Source organism: Oceanicoccus sp. KOV_DT_Chl, from assembly GCF_900120175.1.
In the GTDB taxonomy this organism is placed as follows: domain Bacteria; phylum Pseudomonadota; class Gammaproteobacteria; order Pseudomonadales; family Dasaniaceae; genus Oceanicoccus.
Genome location: NZ_FQLF01000002.1, coordinates 1,404,016 through 1,422,790, shown reverse-complemented (window position 1 = coordinate 1,422,790; position 18,775 = coordinate 1,404,016). Strand labels below are relative to the sequence as shown.

Annotated in this window: 14 protein-coding genes and 1 pseudogene; 11 read left to right on the top strand and 4 right to left on the bottom strand. The window is 47.1% G+C overall.

Translation table 11 applies throughout. The features are described from left to right. The first annotated feature begins 113 nt into the window (after positions 1 to 113). From UNITIG_RS10400 to UNITIG_RS10380, 6 genes and pseudogenes are all read left to right on the top strand, one after another. Positions 114 to 407 carry a hypothetical protein gene (locus tag UNITIG_RS10400; RefSeq protein WP_101758316.1) on the top strand — a complete coding sequence of 98 codons (294 nt, stop codon included), beginning with the start codon at positions 114 to 116 and terminating at the stop codon, positions 405 to 407. Positions 408 to 451: 44 nt separating this feature from the next. Then, positions 452 to 817, top strand: a complete 366-nt coding sequence (locus UNITIG_RS25080; protein ID WP_200821267.1) for a putative metalloprotease CJM1_0395 family protein — start codon at positions 452 to 454, stop codon at positions 815 to 817. Positions 818 to 825: 8 nt separating this feature from the next. Further along, on the top strand, positions 826 to 1,242 hold the full coding sequence (locus tag UNITIG_RS25075; RefSeq protein ID WP_255399474.1) for a putative metalloprotease CJM1_0395 family protein: 417 nt from the start codon (positions 826 to 828) through the stop codon (positions 1,240 to 1,242). 130 nt (positions 1,243 to 1,372) lie between these two features. Continuing rightward, a pseudogene (locus UNITIG_RS10390) lies at positions 1,373 to 3,168 on the top strand (acyl-CoA dehydrogenase C-terminal domain-containing protein). Positions 3,169 to 3,260: 92 nt separating this feature from the next. After that, entirely contained in the window at positions 3,261 to 3,446 is a 186-nt protein-coding gene (locus UNITIG_RS10385) for a DUF3094 family protein (protein ID WP_101758315.1), read from the top strand. Positions 3,447 to 3,590: 144 nt separating this feature from the next. Further along, positions 3,591 to 4,766: an acyl-CoA dehydrogenase family protein gene (locus UNITIG_RS10380; protein ID WP_101758314.1), complete on the top strand. Its 1,176-nt coding sequence runs from the start codon at positions 3,591 to 3,593 to the stop codon at positions 4,764 to 4,766. Between the two features lie 40 nt (positions 4,767 to 4,806). Here UNITIG_RS10380 and UNITIG_RS10375 read toward each other — a convergent pair whose 3' ends face one another. Then, entirely contained in the window at positions 4,807 to 7,170 is a 2,364-nt protein-coding gene (locus UNITIG_RS10375; RefSeq protein WP_145999152.1) for a hybrid sensor histidine kinase/response regulator, read from the bottom strand. A 271-nt stretch (positions 7,171 to 7,441) separates the two neighbouring features. Between UNITIG_RS10375 and UNITIG_RS10370 the strand changes: the two genes are divergently transcribed. Beyond that, the gene (locus UNITIG_RS10370; protein ID WP_101758312.1) at positions 7,442 to 8,233 is read left to right on the top strand and encodes a flagellar brake protein; all 792 of its coding nucleotides are present in this window, start codon (positions 7,442 to 7,444) and stop codon (positions 8,231 to 8,233) included. 64 nt (positions 8,234 to 8,297) lie between these two features. Here the strand turns inward: UNITIG_RS10370 and UNITIG_RS10365 are convergent. The 3 genes from UNITIG_RS10365 to UNITIG_RS10355 all read right to left on the bottom strand — a co-directional run bounded on the left by UNITIG_RS10365 (position 8,298) and on the right by UNITIG_RS10355 (position 13,254). Next, positions 8,298 to 9,508, bottom strand: a protein-coding gene (locus UNITIG_RS10365; RefSeq protein WP_101758311.1) for an IS3 family transposase whose coding sequence is annotated in 2 segments (ribosomal slippage) — positions 8,298 to 9,142 and positions 9,142 to 9,508 — 1,212 coding nt in all. Because the reading frame shifts where the segments join, the coding sequence is not laid out codon by codon here. 102 nt (positions 9,509 to 9,610) lie between these two features. After that, positions 9,611 to 11,944 (bottom strand): TonB-dependent receptor, encoded by a 2,334-nt coding sequence (locus UNITIG_RS10360; protein ID WP_101758310.1) that lies wholly within the window; start codon positions 11,942 to 11,944, stop codon positions 9,611 to 9,613. Positions 11,945 to 12,237: 293 nt separating this feature from the next. After that, a complete protein-coding gene (locus tag UNITIG_RS10355) occupies positions 12,238 to 13,254 on the bottom strand; it encodes a cysteine synthase A (RefSeq protein WP_369809193.1) in 1,017 nt (338 codons plus the stop codon). 438 nt (positions 13,255 to 13,692) lie between these two features. On the opposite strand from UNITIG_RS10355, the gene UNITIG_RS10350 reads away from it, so the two are divergent. The 4 genes from UNITIG_RS10350 (at position 13,693) to UNITIG_RS10335 (ending at position 18,282) form a co-directional block, all read left to right on the top strand. Then, positions 13,693 to 16,482, top strand: coding sequence for an autotransporter domain-containing protein (locus tag UNITIG_RS10350; protein WP_159931138.1), 2,790 nt, complete (start codon positions 13,693 to 13,695; stop codon positions 16,480 to 16,482). Between the two features lie 177 nt (positions 16,483 to 16,659). Further along, entirely contained in the window at positions 16,660 to 17,511 is an 852-nt protein-coding gene (locus UNITIG_RS10345; protein ID WP_101758307.1) for a PP2C family serine/threonine-protein phosphatase, read from the top strand. A 28-nt stretch (positions 17,512 to 17,539) separates the two neighbouring features. Then, entirely contained in the window at positions 17,540 to 17,737 is a 198-nt protein-coding gene (locus UNITIG_RS25070) for an FHA domain-containing protein (RefSeq protein ID WP_101758306.1), read from the top strand. Then, positions 17,731 to 18,282, top strand: coding sequence for an FHA domain-containing protein (locus UNITIG_RS10335; RefSeq protein WP_101758305.1), 552 nt, complete (start codon positions 17,731 to 17,733; stop codon positions 18,280 to 18,282). Before UNITIG_RS25070 ends, UNITIG_RS10335 begins: the two co-directional genes overlap by 7 nt. The last annotated feature ends 493 nt before the right edge of the window (positions 18,283 to 18,775 follow it).

Below are 18,775 nucleotides of genomic sequence, written 5' to 3'. Positions count from 1 at the left end.
CCATCTGATTGACGGGCGTTTGGTGCGTCTGCAGGCTAGATGAGTGCGTGCAGATTACGCTGTGGTGGCTTCGCGCACGACAGTGAATTACTGAGAATTGAGAGGTACTTAGTGTGGTTGATTCTGTATTGTCAGCAGGCTTACAAGGTGTCCAAAGCGGTCTGAATTCGGCTCGTCAGGCTGCTCAGGATATTGCCCGTGCTACGACCAGTGAGGCCGCTGATCCGGTGAACCCACCGGCGCCACTGCCAGCGAGTGATAGCGGTGCGCAGAGCAATGATGCTTTGGCCAGTATTACCGAATCAGTGGTGCAGTTAAAAGTCAGTGAGTTGCAAGTGCAGGCATCCACAGCGGTGGTACGCACTGCTGATGAAGTGTTAGGGACTTTGATCAATACCAAGGCATGATGGCTTTGGTTTTTTTGTTTGTAGAGCGATGAAGAAATAACGGAATGAATAACGTAGCTATCAATACAACGGCTTTTGCCAATGTCGTCACGCCCTTCAGCCCTGTGGGCAAACAGGCTGTGGGTCTGGAAAATGCTGACGCCAAGGAAGAGGTCTTTAGCCCCGTTGAGCAGCCGGCTACTGAGTCAGCGGTTTTTGATAAGGAAGAAGAGGCCCGTGCCAGTGGCGATGAAAAGGATCGTGTTAAAGAGCGTCGCGAGCAAGAGCAGCAGCTGCAAGATCAGGAACAAATTCGTGAATTGGCATCCCGTGATCGCGAGGTGCGTGCTCACGAGCAAGCACATGCATCAGTTGGTGGTCAGTATGCCGGTGCCCCTAGTTTTACTTTTGAGCGTGGCCCCGACGGGTAAATTACGCGGTGGGCGGTGAAGTGCCTATTTCATTGCCGTCGGGTGGTGATGATCCTCGAGCTACACTGGCGGCAGCAGAACAGGTACGCAGGGCAGCGCTTGCTCCTGCCAATCCATCTCCTCAAGACCGCAGTATTGCGGCTGAAGCCAGTCAAATTTCAACTCAGGCTCAAGCTGATCTTGCTGAATTACAAGCACAAGAGCGCGCCCAGCAAGCTGAGCAGTCTTCTCAATCCCGTAATGATGAACAGCTGAAGGAAGAGCAGCGTGAGCAAGAGCAGCGGGATAAAGCCGCTAGAGAAGAACGGTTAGAAGAGCTTAGAGCGTTAGCCCGTCGCAGTACCCAATTAGGCGAGCAGCTGGTCACTTTGGATAATGTGCAGCGCAATCAAAATGTCGGTTCTGTACTCGACCAGTTGGCCTGATTCGCCTGTCTATTTACAACAATTTTGCCCCCCTTTGTCATTTAGTTTCTCGCTAAGCTGTATCAGTATTGGCGTTTAATATTCACTGTCTATTTGTGCAGCATCCGCTGCTTTTTTATTGAGGTTTGCCATGCCAGACTATAAAGCTCCCCTGCGTGATATCAATTTTGTGCTTAACGATTTTTTGAATAGCGAGCAGCATTATTCAGGGTTATCGGGTTGTGAAGCGGTGAGTATGGATTTGGCGGAGGCGATTATTAGCGAGGGAGCCAAGTTTGCAGAAAATGTAGTGAGCCCAATGGCTGCTAATGCTGATGAGCAGGGCTGCAAATTTGAAAACGGAAAAGTCACGACCCCTGATGGTTTCAAAGAAGCGTTTAAGCAGTGGGGCGAAGGTGGTTGGCAGGCTTTGAGTATTGCAGCGGAAGATGGCGGCCAGGGCTTGCCCGGTTCTATCGGTACAGTGGTCGGAGAGATGGTCGGTTCGCCCAGTTGGGCTTTTAGTATGTACGGTGGTTTGGCGTTAGCACCGGTGACCTGTTTGATTAATGGCGGCACAACTGAGCAGAAAGAACGTTACATACCTAAATTACTGAGCGGTGAGTGGGCGGGAACCATGTGTCTGACTGAGTCCCACTGTGGTTCGGATGTAGGTTTACTCAGAACCAAGGCGATGAAAAATGCTGACGGTACTTATACGCTACAAGGCAGCAAAATATTTATTTCTGGCGGTGAGCAGGATTTAACCGAAAATATTGTGCATGCCATCCTTGCCCGGGTCGAAGGGGCACCAGCAGGGACTAAAGGTATTTCCTTGTTTATCGCACCCAAGTACTGGGTGGAAGAAGATGGATCCATGGGGGCGTTTAACAATATTACTTGTGGTTCCATCGAAAAGAAAATGGGATTAAAGGCATCAGCAACCTGCGTGATGAATTACGACGGCGCCAGAGCGGTATTGTTAGGTGAAGAGAATCGCGGTTTGGAAATCATGTTCAAGTTGATGAATACCGCAAGATTGGGTACCGCCTTGCAAGGTTTAGCGATGGGTGAAATTTCTTTTCAGGGGGCTTTGAGCTACGCGCAGGAAAGATTGCAAATGCGGGCATTAACAGGCGCGCAAAATAGCAATGGCGCTGCTGACCCCATTATCGTTCATCCGGATGTGCGCCGCATGTTGATGACGCAAAAAGCGTTTGTTGAGGGCCAGCGCGGCTTTATCTATTGGTTGATGCAGCAGGTTGATTTAACAAAATATGGTAACGAGTCCCAGCAAGAAACAGCAAATCAATTATTGGAATTATTAACCCCGATAGCAAAAGCGTTTTGTACGGAAACGTCGCAGGAAGTCACTTATTTGGGGGTGCAGGTGTTTGGTGGTCACGGCTATGTGGCAGAACATGGCATGGAGCGTATTGCCAGGGATAATCGAATTTCTACAGTTTACGAGGAACTACCGGCATTCAGGCGTTGGATTTAATTGGGCGTAAAGTGTTGGGTAGCGGCGGCAAAGTATTGGCTAATTTCACCAAGGTGATTCATAAATACTGTGAGGCTAATAAAGATAACGCCGAGTTGGCAGAGTTTATTGAGCCATTAGCTGTGCTGAATAAAGAATGGGGTGCAGTGACGATGGATGTGGGGGCTAAAGCAGTGGAGGATGCTAATGAGGTGGGCGCTGCGTCTGTCGATTATTTGATGTACTCAGGCTATATCGCTTTTGCCTACGTTTGGGCGCAAATGGCAGAGGTTGCTTTGCAAAAAATTGCGGCGGGCTCTGATGATCCGCTCTACAGTGCCAAAGTGAAGACGGCCCGGTTTTATTTTCAGCGCTTATTGCCCAGAACTGAAAGCCATAAGCAGGCGATGCTCTCCGGTGCGGAAAATCTAATGGCTATCTCGGTAGACGAGTTTATTTGCAATTAATGTCCTGATTAAACTCTGTGGCCGTTGACGGTCCTCGCCAGCGGCTTACCCTTTTGTCATAATGCGGTTTTTAAACTGGCGGGCAATATGTGATGGTCAATGAAAATAAGCTCTACCCTGAAGATCAGGCCAAGGTGGATGAATTCCTGTCGAAAGGCGTTAATTCGGTGGAACGCAAACCCTTTCGGCCGTTGCGTTTACTGGTGATCTTATTAGTTATTGTTACTGGCTTGAGTATATTTAGTATTGCACTGGCGCGGATGTCCGGTATTTATTAGATGTAGCTTTTTGCTGCCTTTCTCTTTCGTGCTCGCTGTTAATGGCGAGCCCTCGTTTTACCTTAAGATCTGTTAATAAACTTTGTAGTTAAATCTCGTTATAGTGGCTGCCAGCTTAATAATAAACATCTTTGAGGTTTTACCATGAACTCCCCTTCACCCAGTACCGGTTTGGCTATGGCCAAGTCGATAGAGCAGGTCGTCACCGATAATACAGCAGAGTCTGAAAAGTTACGTACGTTATCGCCAGCAATTGTAAGCGCGCTTTGGGGTAGCGGTTTGATGCAGTGGATGAACCCTGCAGTGGCTGGAGGAGTTGAACCTGGCTATGCCGAATTAATTGAAACCTGGATTGAGCTGGCGCGTCAGGATGGGTCGGCGGGCTGGATTGGCATTGCCAATTTTCCGTCGACGGCATTTGCGGCAGCGTATTTACCCGACCAGGGTTTTGAAGAAGTCTTTACTGCCAACGACAATCGAATCACCATGGGGGGGCAGTTTTTCCCTAATGGGACGGGGGCCAAAGTCGAGGGTGGTTATACTGTTTCCGGGGCCTGGAATTTTGGTTCAGGGACTGGGCATTCAGAATATGTGGTCGGTGGTTTTATTCCGTTGTACGACGGCGAAATGAAGATTGGGGATGACGGTTTGCCTGAAATGTTCGTCGCTGTATTCCCTCGTGATGAAATTACCTTCACCGATAATTGGCATGTGCAGGGCTTAAAAGGCACCGGTTCCTATGATTACAATGCACAGGAAGTCTTTGTACCAGAACATCGAATTTTTCCATTGTTTACCCGCGAAGCCAAGCGCGGTGGTCATATGTATAACTTGGGAGTCATGCCATTAACTGCTTGTGGTCATGCTGCCTGGGCGCTGGGTGTTTCCCGCAGCATGCTTGATGATGTGGTTCAGTTGGCCAAAGATAAAACCCGAATGGGTGACCCTACTACCCTGGCGAACAAGCAAACGTTTCAACGCAATATGGCGCATCACGAAGCGATGTGGCGTGCGGCAAAATTATTGGTTGAGCAAACATTTGGTGATGTGGAAAAACAGACTGCCAGTGGTGCTGAGTTAACGCCCTTGATGCGTGCTGAAATGCGGATGGCAGCAACGTATGCGACTGAGGCCAGTCGAGAAATAGTGCAGTGGGCGCATTTGGCTGCGGGTACTTCAGCTATTCGAGAAGGTAGTCGCTTGGAGCGTGCGTTTAGAGATTTGTATACAGGTACTCAGCATGCCTTCATTAATGAAAAAACCTATATTGATGCGGCGCAGGTGATGTTAGGCATTATCGAAGATTCGCCGGGCTTGTGATGATCCTTGGCTGAAGTTCGTGCACAGTTTTGATTAGTGGTTATTGTTTAATAATTTTTGCATAGCGTTTTAGTGTTTGCTGCAAGCTTAGTGTGTTCACTGGTTTGGTTAATACTTCGTTCATTCCTGAGCTTATACAACGCTCCCGGTATTCCTGCATCGCATGAGCAGTTAATGCAATGATGGGCATCGCTTTTTTGTTTTGCTGGTGTTCATATTGCCGAATATTTTTTGTGGCTTCGTAACCATCCATAACCGGCATTTCACAATCCATAAGAATTAATTCATAGTGGTGTTGAGGTTTGCTTATTGCTGAGAGAGCTTCGCTGCCGTTTTCGACAATGGTGGTAGTGTGTCCCATTTTCTGTAATATTTTTTCGATTACCATTTGATTAGCGACGTTGTCTTCAGCAATGAGGATGTTTAAGTTGTCAGTCGATTGGTTAGGTACTAATGACTGCTGAATCTGCCCGGCTAAAGGCACTGGTGTATGGCTTGAGGCGGGTAATGGTAATTCAATCCAGAAGCAAGAACCTTCGCTCAAATTACTACTGGCACCAATGGTTCCACCCATTATTTCACACAGTTTTTTGCAGATATAAAGGCCGAGTCCGGTGCCTGAGTGATTGTTATTACTTTTTTGATATTGCTTATAGGGCTCAAATAGAGACGCTAAATCTTTTTTGGAAATGCCTTGCCCGGTATCAGTGACTGAGATTTTAATGTTGTCACCACTACTTGGTTCTACGCTTAGCGTTATAGAGCCATCGGTAGTAAATTTCTCAGCGTTACTCAAAAAGTTCAATAAAATCTGTCGAATTCGATTCGGGTCGCCGGAAACGGTTTGTGGTGTCGCGTCGTCAATTGTCGAATTTATGGTTAATGATTTTAGCAGTGCTTGTGGCTCTATAATGTATAGTGATTGTTCGCAAAGACTGCGCAGACTAAAAGGTAGTTTCTCTGTTTCCAATTTGTCAGCTTCTATTTTAGCCGCATCTAACACATCGTTAATGGTGCCGAGTAATGCCAGACCGGATTGATAGATAATGTTGTTGTAGTGAATGGCTTGTTTGTCTGTTAAGTATTCACGCAGTAGCGCAGACATACCTAGCACTCCATTCATTGGGGTGCGTAATTCATGGCTGACTTGGGCGATAAATTGAGTTTTTGCCTGACTTTCGGCACGAGCTTGTTCTTTTTCGCGGGCCAGAAAGTCAATGCGTGCGGCTAAAGCTAAAGCCAGTAATACCATTTCAATTGTGCTGGCAATACGGAACATTTCCCAAATATTATTAACTGACCAAGTGACGATGCCTAAGGCGACAAAGGTAATCCAAACGCAGAAAAAACAAAGCAGCGCCCATGAAAGGGTAAAGTATCTAGCGTAAATCTGACCTTTGTGCCACATATAGGCACCTGCAAAAAGCAGTATCGGGAATGACAAGACTGATGAAGTTGCAACAATGGTAAAGGCCGTATCACTGCTAAATATTATTGCAGCGATTATGGCGAGTGAATTTAATATCGCGAGACCGGCCAATACGTTGAAGAGCCTGGTGCTTTGTTGTCGTACATTTAAAAACGCCTGAGTGAACAGCGTGGCGGTGAGTTGAGTTAGACCTGCAAATAAGGGTGACGCAATACTATTAAATTGAGGCCAGTTGGGCCATAAATACTGGAAAGCACTGCCTTCTATGATGGCCATAAAAATAGCTAATGAAGATATAAAAAGCACATAAAATAAATATGAAATCTCCCTGCTGTAGATAAAGATAACAAAATTATAAAGTAGCATGACTAACGCAATACCGTAATAAATTCCCAGTCTCAAGTTAGCCCGCGATAATTCTTCAGCCGCCTTTTCGGTGGTGCGAACAGTGACAGGAAAATCCAGCACCCCATTCATTGTGGCGCGAAATAATAAGCGGTATTCACTATTGCCTTGCAAGCTTATAGGAATACTAAAATTGGGGTGCGCAAAGGGTCGATCCGAGAACAGCAGTTCAGCTCCCAGGCGGTGGTGGGCGATAATGCTTTTATTGTGCACTATCCATGCGTCAACGCGATTTATCATGGAATGTTCAATAGTAATCAGCCAGTCACGATTAACCGGAGGTGTTTGAATCGTTGTAGTAAGCCAATAGCTGGAGTTGATGTTGCCAATAGTGACTGAAGGATCGGACGATTGTTGCCAGGGCAGTTGATCTGTATTGTCGAGAATAGATAAGGGGTCAAGCAGTTGCTCTTTGTCTTCAAGATAATAGATTGATAAACCCAAGCCTCTCGATTGATCAGTATGAAGCAGAACCGCTGTATTTTTATTGATGGAGATCTGAGCCCCGGCATGCAATGAGAGCATCAGGCTGAGAGTGGTCAAGAATGTCAGAAAGACGCGTAATAACAAAAAGCACTCTGCCAATGGTCGTATCTAATAAATAATAAGTCTAGCTAAGTTGCAATGAATTGCTGCTTAATATCTACACTCAACGGCACTGGCGTGGCAGTTTGAGTAAGACAATTATACTCTGAGGTGTTTATATAATACCTTGGTCTATGCCTTTGCGTAAAATTGCTATTCAGCATTGCTGTTTCTGCATAGGCTTGTGCAGGAACCCGGTTAAAGGTATTGTCCAATAAGCCGATATTCCTAATGATGTTGCTATGGGGTCGACCGTATGATTACAGCGCTGTTAAATCGTTTAAGAGACTATGGTAGAGGCGTAGGTAATAACGCTTCGCCAGGTAAAGTCGATCTGGCGTTAAACCAAACTTACCTGCAGCTGCATCGCGCCCAGCGTGATCGCAGCTTTATCGAAGTCATGGTGGCGGGTAATGAGGTGGTTTACCAAAGTATGATTCTAGAGCTGGATCCTGAAGAGCGGACGGTATTGATTGATGAGCTATTCCCCGTTGGCTTTACCGGTTTGGCTGGGCAAAAAGTAAAGCTCAGTATTCGCTTGCAACAAGGTAGAAAAATAAAATTTGATTCGGTAATTACCGAGAGCTATTTGCATAATGATGCACCACTCTATGTGTTAGCAATGCCTAAAGATATAGAAACTGATCAGCGTCGTAGTGCTTATCGTTTGCCGATTAGGAATGTGGCCATTGATTCGCATTTTATTGGTCCTGATCAGCAGCCCTATTGTGGCAGACTCAGGAATGTTTCCAGCACCGGTATTTCGCTAGAAATTGAAACGGCGAGTGCCGCCAACGATTTAGCATTTCACTACAATGACCGTTTTGATCATTTGGTATTTGATTTTGCAGGTATTAATGTGGACTGTGGCGTTACCGTGCGCAGTGTTGAGGTTGATCCAGCGGATGATCATAAGTTAGTGATTGGTGCCGAGTTTTTGGATTTACCGGTTCAGGAGCAGCGTATTCTGGAGCGGTCAATTATGCGGGTGCAAAGAGAGCGGGTTAAATATTCTGCCGAGGTAGAGTCGCAATTGATCGTGGCTTGAGGGGTTTTTTACAGGAGTGTCTCGTCCTAAAATACATTGACGGTTTTTGATTGAAGCGGCTGATTTACGCAGCCGCTTTTTTATGCACTTCTTCTGGTGTTTTCATACCAAGGCTTAAGTGTGGCCTGAACCGATTATAAGTGTCGATGGATTCTGCCACTAACACTCTTAAATCTTCAAATGTTTTGCACCGATAAAGTAAAAACTCTTGCTTTAAAATACCATTAACTCGTTCAGCCAATGCATTCTGGTAGCAATCATATCCGTCTGTCATGGACGGCTTGATGCCATGCTTGCTCAATTCTTCTTGATACAGCGCAGAGCAATATTGTGATCCCCGATCTGAGTGGTGAATCAATGGCCTGGTCGTTGCCCTATTAGCAACAGCTCTTTGAAGGGCTTTGACCGTATCACTGGCCTTCATTGCATGACTGAGCTCATGCCCCATGATTTTGCGTGAGCTGGCGTCGGTAACCAGCGATAGATAGTGCACGCCTTCGTCACTTTCCACGTAAGTGATATCACTCACAAATGCCTGCTCTGGCCTTTCTACTGACATATCGCTAAACAAGTTAGGGTGCTTTTTCATCCAGTGCTGGCTGTATGTTGTCTTCGTATAGCTGCGTTTAGGCTTAACTAACATCCGGTGTGCTCTTAGATAATCAAACAACGCATCGCGCCCCAGCTTGATGCCCAGCGATTCCAATTCCGGTTTGATCAGCTCATATAATTTACGTGTACCAATTCGAGGCATCAGGCGCCTTATACGTTGCACTAGCGACTTTACGGGCGCTAATGCTGATCGCCGCTGTTGCTGTCGTTTCTCGCTCTGATAGACGGATTGCGGTGTTATTCCAAAGAGCTTACAGGCTTTGCTCAGGCTTACTTCGCCTTCGGCCTGAAGTTTTCTAGCTCTTTGGATAAAGGCTTTTTTTTAAGCTTACCCCCAGTTTCCTTCTCCATGATATCGACCATACCTTCGAGAATAAGGATGCGCTGTCGCTCGTCCTTCAACTCTCGTTCTAGGCGTTTAATGTGTTGGGCAGGGGTTTCTTTGGATTGACTCATGGGTAGCTCGCTAGGACATGACCAATCTAATTTACCATGTTTGCGAAGCCAAACCAGTACCGTACTTCGACCTTGAATACCGTAAGCATCTTGAGCCTGTTTATAGGTCATTTCGCCTTTTTCAATCTGGTCAATAACGGCTAATTTAAAGCCAAGATTGTAATCACGTTGAGTACGCTTTCGGGTGGAGAGTGTAGAGGTATTCATAAATAAGTCCTTAATGTGTAAACACATTAAGGACGAGACAGAGCAAATATTAAAAAGGCCAGCTATTTAGCTGGCCTTTTGTTTAAGTGCTTTAACGGTTATTTAGAATCCGTAAGAAGCCGTGATACCAATGGTACGTTCAGGGATGGCGACGACGGTGCTGTAGCCGGATTCAAGTGTGCCGCTTGCTGAAGTAGCAATAGCTTCTTCCTGACCAAGATCTTCTTTGGCCTCTTTATCTAGCAAGTTGCGCACCCAGAAATTGACATCCCAGTGATTATCGGATGACTCTTGACGCAAGCCCACATACAAATCCCAAGTGCTGTAGGCACCGATACTGAACTTCTCATAGAGGTTTGGGTTAACGGAAGCGTTGTCATCAACGCGAGTATCGGTAAATTTGTAAAGCGTGCGAATATAGCCTTCGGCATCGCCGACGATACCGGGGAAGCTGTATTCAGAATTAGCGCTGATCGACCAATTGGGTTCAGCACCCAAGCGGCCACTGCCTGAGCAAAGTCTTAGTTGCCCTTCAGTTGTTGCATCCCCGACATTACCACAAGGAGCCTGCGCATCATCGAATTTAGCATCGTTATAACTGATGCCGGCAAAGACTAACCAGTTTGCCGTGATCAGGCCAGTGGCTTCAAGTTCGACACCGCTTAGAATGGCGTCAGCGTTATAGTTGAGGCCGCCAAGAATTGAAGTGTCAAGGATGCCGTCATTATCAATATCCAGATTCAGGTTGTTAGCCCGGGCTTGAAAACCATCAAACTCCTGATAGTAAATAGCGCCATTGATTTGGTAGCGGCCATTTTCCAGTGTGGATTTGAAGCCGACTTCAATCTGGTTGCTGGTTTCTTCATCGTAGATAAGTGAATCAGAATCAATACCGTCGGTTGGCGAGATGGTGGCACCACCGGGCCGGAAACCGCGGCTGATGGAGGTGTAGGCAGTGACTTCCTCGTTAATATCGTGAGACAGTTTCACCGATCCCGTCCATGCTATTGATTTAGCGCTTTTTTGATCATCAGGGATGCCTTCACGAATGAGGTTAAAGGCTGGAATAGCGGTAACCAATTCACGGAAGCCGCGGGTCTTCTGCCAGCGGGCTCCAACTTCCAGCCGGGTTTCATCGGATAGATAAAACTTGTTATTCATAAAGAAGGCATAATCTTCGCTGTTGACCGGAATATCAGAGAACGAATTGGCAATGAGGCCTGGTACATAGGCGCCATTAGGACCAGTGGGTGTGGCAAAAACAACAGTTTGGTTCTCATTGACGGTAAATGAACGAGAGCGGTTATAGTAAAGGCCGACAACATATTCCCAGAAATCCGGGTCATCGTTAGTCAGGCGGAATTCCTGAGTCAAAATTTCAAAGTTGGAATCAACCAACTGGTCCTGCAAAAAGTTGGGAATAGTGTTGCCGATATCAATATCGCGGTTGGCGTAATTGAGCACGTCCTGATAACCACTGACAGAGGTCAGTACATGATCAGCTACGGTCCAGTTGGCATCCAGTACCACTAATTCGTGGCGTTGATGAACGTCAGTTGCACCCTCTTGCAGGCTCACACGATCAAAGCTTCCTAGCGGTGCGTCACCACTATTGATGGTATCGAATCCTTCAACGGCTTCCATACCATCGGTGTGGCGTTCCAGATATTCGTAATTCAAGGAGATGTCAATATCGTAGTTCGGTAGCCAATTTAAATTGATACGGCCTGCTTTGGTGTCTGTGGTTGCCTCGCGCCCATTGGTGGCAGATTCAAGGCCATATAAACCGCTTTCAGTGGTAACTCCACTGATACGCATGCCCAAAATCCCTTCGATTAGTGGCACGCTGCCACCAAGTTCTACGATATAGCTATCGTTATCGTTGGCAGTAGTGCGAGCATCAAACTCATAAATATCTGTATTACCGCGCTTGGTGTGAATCTGGATGGAGCCTGACGGTGAGGTGGCTCCTTGCAGGGTACCCTGTGGTCCGCGAATTACTTCAATCCTGGCAATATCAAACATCTGGTTAAAGGCAATATTTGATCGTACTGAGACACCATTCCAGTATGTCACAACAGTAGCGGACGCTGCCGAGTCTGGATCATAGGGCGTACCACGCAAGCTGATACCCGAGTTGCGCGCATCAAAATTCTTTAAAGACAGGCCGGGAGTCAGACTTTCCAAGTCTTTAAAGTTAAACACACTGTAGTCTTGCAGTTTGTCGCCGGTCATAACGTTAACCGTTTCTGCCACATCCGAAAGCATCTCGTCTTTCTTGGTTGCCGTGACGATAATCTCTTCCAGCACTAAATTGATTTCATCCTGAGCTAGCACCGGGGTTTGATAACTAACCGCGGCAACTGCAGCAGCCAACGTAATACGTGAAAAGGAAGGTGAGCGCTTACCGCTCTGCATAAGACGGGACAGTCTCATAGTGTGATCTCCGGTTAATATTATTGGTTTTTTCTTTATTGATTAACGTACTAATTGGTCCTAGCTGCAACTGCTAGGACCGCCGTGTCATTAAATGGTAATGCACAAAAAAGCAGTTTTATTTGCGACTGTTTTTTTGGTTGAGGCAGTTGCCTCAGCACTTTCTTGAAGTGTAGCTGAAATAATGCAAATGACTATGGTTAAATCACTGTGCTAGGTACAGCTTTGAGGCTAGTCTCTTTTATTAAACTATTATGCGATAGCTGTCTCATTTTGTTGCGGGGGGAGTAAATTTATGTCAGCCAGTCAGGCACAGGGAGTTTCATTCGTTGTAAAAAGGCGGGGTTGAATAGCTTGCTCTGATAGCGGTGGCCGTAGTCACAAAGTACCGTCACAATCGTGTGGCCGGGGCCCATTTCTTTAGCCATTTGCACCGCGCCGGCAATATTGATAGCGGACGAGCCGCCCAGGCACAGTCCTTCATTTTTCAGTAATCGATAAATAATCGGTAAAGCTTCTTCGTCACCGATCTGGAAAGCCATATCGATGATAGCTTCGCGGATGTTATCGGTAATGATACCGATACCTATGCCTTCAGCAATGGAGCGTCCCTCAGCTTTAAGTTCGCCATTTTTGTAATAATGATATAACGAGGAGCCCATCGGGTCGGCGATGCCGATTTTCACGGCGGGGTTATGTGTTTTTAGCGCCGTACTGACACCAGCGAGGGTACCGCCGGTACCTACTGAGCAGATAAAGCCATCAATTTGGCCGTCTGTTTGCTGCCATATCTCTTCGCCAGTCGTGCGATTATGAATCTCCATATTGGCAAGGTTGTCGAATTGTCGCGCCCAAATCGCTCCGTGCTCGCTTTTCGTTGCCAGTTTTTTGCTGAGTCTTTCAGCCTGGTGAATATAGTGGGCGGGGTCATCGTAGCTGGTTGCTTTGACTAAATGCAGTTCTGCGCCGTATAGATCCAGCAGTTCAATTTTTTCTTTGCTCTGTGTTTGTGGCATCACGACCACGGATTTATAGCCCAGTGCGTTGGCGATCAAGGTCAGGCCGATGCCAGTGTTGCCTGCTGTTCCTTCTACTATTGTACCGCCCGGTTGCAGTTCGCCCTTGGCTTCGGCAGCGCGGATGATGCCTAGGGCGGTGCGGTCTTTGACGGAGCCGCCAGGATTTAGAAATTCTGCTTTGCCGTAAATCTCACACCCGGTCAGTTCAGAGACTTCACGCAAGTAGACCATTGGCGTATTGCCAATCATGTCGGTAAGGGTGGATGAGTGGGCATGGTCATTCCTTTTCAGCTTGAGGGAGTGATGTTAACGAGGGAATTGGTGTGAGGCAATCACTGAATTGAATGATGAGGGCGGGTGGTGATTTGTGATCACTGTCACAGTTTGGTGGGGGTAAGTGTGGATAATGTGTCGCCGTTGACTTTATAGGAATTTGGTCAATGGCTTGATCTTACGTCTGTTAAATAGCCAATAATGAAAAAATGATTAATTTCCCTTGTTGGCTAGATAGCATAGGTATGCTGGTCTATATTAAAAAACTATTACCAAAATTTTGGTCTATTGCCGTGCGTTAGGATGTTTGCGCATGGTTTTCGCTTATCTCAATTTAACGCTTTTAAAACAAGGAATAGATACAATGTTCAACCCCCTCCTCTATACACCCGTAAATTATTGCCGGCTTTGATAGCCTCACTCGTAGCCGCTACAGCGCAGGGCCAAGGTGATGAGTTGATCGATAGTTCTTTTTTCGGAACTCAGTCTTTTGATAATCTCAGTACGTCGATAACTGTCACAGGCAATGGTTCTGTTGATGCCTTTAATGATGGTATTGGTATATATGATGACGGCATTCTCCTGGAAGGTGGCGATATAAACCTTACTTCTTTTACTGTACAGGTGGGTGGCGATATCTTGGCTGGCTGGGATGCTTTTTATGTTGATCCTGAATTTGGCGGCCCTAACACTATAGGCGATATTACTATTGCAGGTTCTCTTTCTTCAATCGGCTATGTGGGCGGTATCGGGGTATCTATCGATGGTAATACCACCGTAACGGGTGATGTACGAATTACACCTAGCGGTAGTTTTACGGGTACAGGTACAGCTCCAAGTGAAGATGACCCTACTTATGAGGCTGGCGTTGAGCAGGCCGGGGTAGTGGTATTAGGCACTGTTAACGGTAGCGTCACCAATGCGGGTTCAATTGCCGCGACTAATGGTATGAGCATAGTGGGTTTCGTCGAAGGTTCAGACGTTTTTACAGGAACGCTGGATGGTAACCTGGTCAATACTGGCACTATCCAAGCTGGGCGTATAGAAGCCGAGGGGCTGGGTGGCTTGGTAGTAATGGGAGGAGCTTCCGTAGGCGGCAATGTTCAAAATAATGGTGATATTGATGCCCTGTACGGTACAGCTGGTATTCGGATTACCAGCAGGGTTATTAATAGTACTGCTGGTGAAGTGGATGGTTTTACCGACGGCACGCTTCAGACAGTAGTTAGTGGTAGTGTAATAAACAATGGCACCATAATTTCCGAGTTCGACGGTATTGCGCTGAATGATAATGTCCTCATCGGTGGTGATGTACGCAACGCGGGCACTATTAATGTGAGTAGCGTACCGGATGGCGATGCAGCAGCTATTTATATAGGTGATGACAATGATATAGCTGATGCCTTGCCGACAATCACTGGTTCAGTAATTAATACCGGTACTTTGATTAGCGACACGACAAATCAGATGGATGGTCAAATACTGGTACCGGTGGCCGACCGTATCGGCACCGTGGTATTGGAAACGGCTTCAGGTGTTAATTTCCGCAACGAAAGCAGCGGCACGATTACCAACCTTGATGCTGCAGGTACGGCGATTGAATCGTTAAATGCCAATGACACTCTATACAACGCCGGTAGCATTAACGGTATTGTCCGAATGAACGGTGGTGAGTTCGCGTCGGATGGTGGTACCTCGGGCTCTATTATTGGCGCGAGTGCTTTGGTCATTGGTTCCAACGGGCAGGGTATAACCACTACCACGGTTGAGGGAAATTTAACGTTTGGTGGACAGTTAACCGTTATTGCTACTGCCGAGTCCGGCATGGGTTTTACCGCTAATGGTCAGCTGGATGTGCAGGGTGATGCCAACTTGAATGGTGCTACAGTTCGAGTCGGTTTAACTCCGGGTAGTGTGACTGCGCAAGGTGATGAGTTTTCATTTGTCAGTGCGAGCGGTACATTAACGTCAAATACTTCTATAGCTAGCGGTATCAACATTACGACTGGCTCACCGGTAGTGGGCTTTACTGTAGAGCAGCGTGGTCAGGAATTATTTGCTATTGCCGGCGCCAGCGATTTTGGTTCCCGGTTACCTCCTCTGCCAGGAACCGAAGGTGGAAAAAACATAGGTAATATTGCCGATGCTTTGAATAACGTGCCTTTAAGTGATATCGGCGGTACCAAGCTGGGTAACGCGCTTAGTGAGCTTCAAGGTGCCGGCTTGACTGATGATCAATACTCACGCGCACTAAAAACCCTTGACCCTGAAACTATTGAAGGTACTTCGGTCGGTGCAATGGCTGCGGATACAGCCGCGGCTGGTACGGTTGCCAACCGTCAATCAGCTCTGCGTGGGTCTTATGGATTTAGCGGTGCTGTAGCGGGTGACCCATTTGCGGTTAACGGTTTTTGGGTACAGGCTTACGATAACGAAACGGACCAGGACGTGCGTGATGAAGTTGATGGTTTTGATGCTGACACGTTTGGTTTTGCGTTAGGTCTTGATGCACCGTTGAGTGAAACTTCTAATATAGGTGCGGCGTTCAGTTATGCCGACACTGATGTGGAAGGTAAAGAAGAAGCTAATGAAATGTCTATCGAAAGCTTTCGTCTAGCCGTTTACGGTAGCTACAATGCGGAAGATTACTATATTGATGCTCAAGTTGGTTATGCGGCTAACCAATATGAAAGTGATCGTTTAATCGATAGTAATTTAACGCCGGGAGAGGTCGTTATTGCTACCGGCGATCACGATGGCGACCAATATACAGCTCGTGTCCGCGGCGGTTACCCGATGGCGACTGAAGGCAATTGGTTTATTACGCCTAAAGTAGAGTTGAATTACACCTATCTGGATGAAGATAGTTACACTGAAAAGAATGCAGATAACTTGGGTCTGGAAGTTGATACGGATGCAATGGAAGTATTAATTGCGGGCGTTGGTGTTACTTTCGCCTATCCAATCACCACTGAGAGTGAAGTAACCTGGATTCCAGAATTCAGTCTGGATTATATGTATGACTTTATCGGTGATGAAGTTGAAGTGGATTCTAACTTTATCGGCGTCAGTGGCGGTGGTTTTATCACTAATGGTGCTAGCACTGAGCAGGAAATGTATAAAGCATCATTGCGTGTGCGTACTTTCAGTCAAGGTAACTTTAGCTTCTCAGGCGGGTTTGACTACATTGGTAAAGACGATTACTCAAGTCAGTCGGTAATGGCAACTGTGCGTTACGACTTTTAAGTTTTACTCTTAGCTGTTTAAAGCCAGCCCCATAAAGGGCTGGCTTTTTTATTGATGCCCTATTGAAATGCTTATCAATAGTTATCAGGTTTGGTGGCAAAGAGGCAAAATTATGAATTCTGCAGGTCGCCATCTATAATCAAGCCATAATTTAACATTCCAATAAGAGTTGTATGCATGCTTTCTTACGCCGCAAAAACGGATGTTGGCAATAAACGCAGTAATAACGAAGACTGTTATTTAGCCAGCCCTGAACTATCGCTTTGGATTATGGCAGATGGCGTGGGTGGGCAGGATGCCGGCGAAGTTGCCAGCCAGATTGTCTGCAATGTTATTAAGTCTGAAGTACAGGCCGGTCAAGGTTTGGAAGACGCTATTCAAATGTCCCATCAAGCGGTTAAAGCGTCACCGGCGGAGGGCGTTGGTCAGCCCGGAATGGCATCGACTGTGGTTGCCCTGCTTGTGCATGGCTCTGATTATCAGGTGTCCTGGGTGGGAGACAGTCGCGCTTACTTGTGGAGCGCAGGTGAATTGTCGCAATTGACCCATGACCAGTCATTGGTACAACGCTTGCTTGATGAGCATGTGATTACTGAGGAGCAGGCAGCGAATCATCCGCGCCGTAATTTGGTGATTCAGGCCTTGGGGCAGGAGGGGCTGGAATCTGTTGAAGTAGAGACGGTGCGTGGCAGGTTTAACGAAAACGATATCATTCTACTGTGTTCCGATGGGTTATCAGATTATGTTAGTGACACAGACATTGCCTCTATTTTACAAGCTGCAACTGATCAGCAGGCGGCTGTTGATCAGCTGGTGACTGCGGCGTTAGCGACGGAGGGTAAAGATAATATCACTGTGCTAGCGATACATATGAAGGAGCTGGCACGGCAGGAAACTTTGCAAATGGCGTCGATTAATAAAAGTGAGAATGAATCGCCGACAGTTTCAGGTGGGGTGTTGTGGCCCTGGTTGGTGGCAGCCGTGGTGTTGATTGGTGCAGGTTGGTTATTAACTAGCGGAGTTTTATAAATTGCGCAGTGTAGGTTATTAAAAGAGTATGGCTGAAGATAAAACCAAAATTAGAGGTTTGACCCAAACTTTTTCATTAAGAGGTTTGGCGGGCAATCATAAAAATAAGGTTTATCCCGTGTCGTTCAATTTTAAAATTGGCCGCGAGCAAGATAACAACCTGATTATCAATGAAGGTTTTGTGTCGCGTCATCACGCGGTAGTCAAAAGTATTTCGGGGTGCTAACCATTGAAGATAACGATTCTTCAAATGGCACCTTTGTAAACGGAAAACCCATTAAAACGTCTTTATTGGTGGATGGCGATATCATTCGATTTGATATTGTCGAGTTTTTAGTGGTTGAGTCAAAGCCGCCATCGGTGGAAGATGAAAAAGCCACCATTATGGCTACAGCTGAAGAGGTTCAGCTAGAGAAAGACCGACAGATAAGGGAAAAACAACAAGCGGAAGATCGGCAGCGTGTGGCTCAACAGGCGGCCGAGCGCGAGCAGGCTGAGCAAGAGCGTCAGGCCAAGGTAGCCGCTGAAAAAGCAGAGCAGGAAAAAGCCGCCAAAGCTCAAGCCGAGAAAGAGCAGGCTGAGCAAGAGCGACAGGCCAAGGTAGCCGCTGAAAAAGCAGAGCAGGAAAAAGCCGCCAAAGCCCAAGCCGAGAAAGAGCAGGCTGAGCAAGAGCGACAGGCCAAGGTAGCCGCTGAAAAAGCAGAACAGGAGAAGGCTGCAAAGCCCAGGCTGAGAAAGAGCAGGCTGAGCAGGAGCGTCAGGCCAGGGTAGCCGCTGAAAAAGCAGAACAGGAGAAGGCTGCCAAAGCCCAGGCTGAGAAAGAGCGGGTTGAGCAAGAGCGCCAGGTCAAGGTAGCCGCTGAAAAAGCAGAGCAGGAAAAAGCCGCCAAAGCCCAAGCCGAGAAAGAGCAGGCTGAGCAAGAGCGACAGGCCAAGGTAGCCGCTGAAAAAGCAGAACAGGAGAAGGCTGCCAAAGCCCAGGCAGAGAAAGAACGGGTTGAGCAAGAGCGCCAGGTCAAGGCTGCGGCTGAAAAAGCAGAACAGGAAAAAGCCGCCAAAGCCCAAGCCGAGAAAGAGCAGGCTGAGCAAGAGCGACAGGCCAAGGTAGCCGCTGAAAAAGCAGAGCAGGAAAAAGCCGCCAAAGCTCAAGCCGAGAAAGAGCAGGCTGAGCAGGAGCGACAGGCCAAGGTAGCCGCTGAAAAATCCGCACCAGCACCGTCATCAGCTGATGATGAGAAAACGCTTGTTGCAGCACCTCCGCCCAT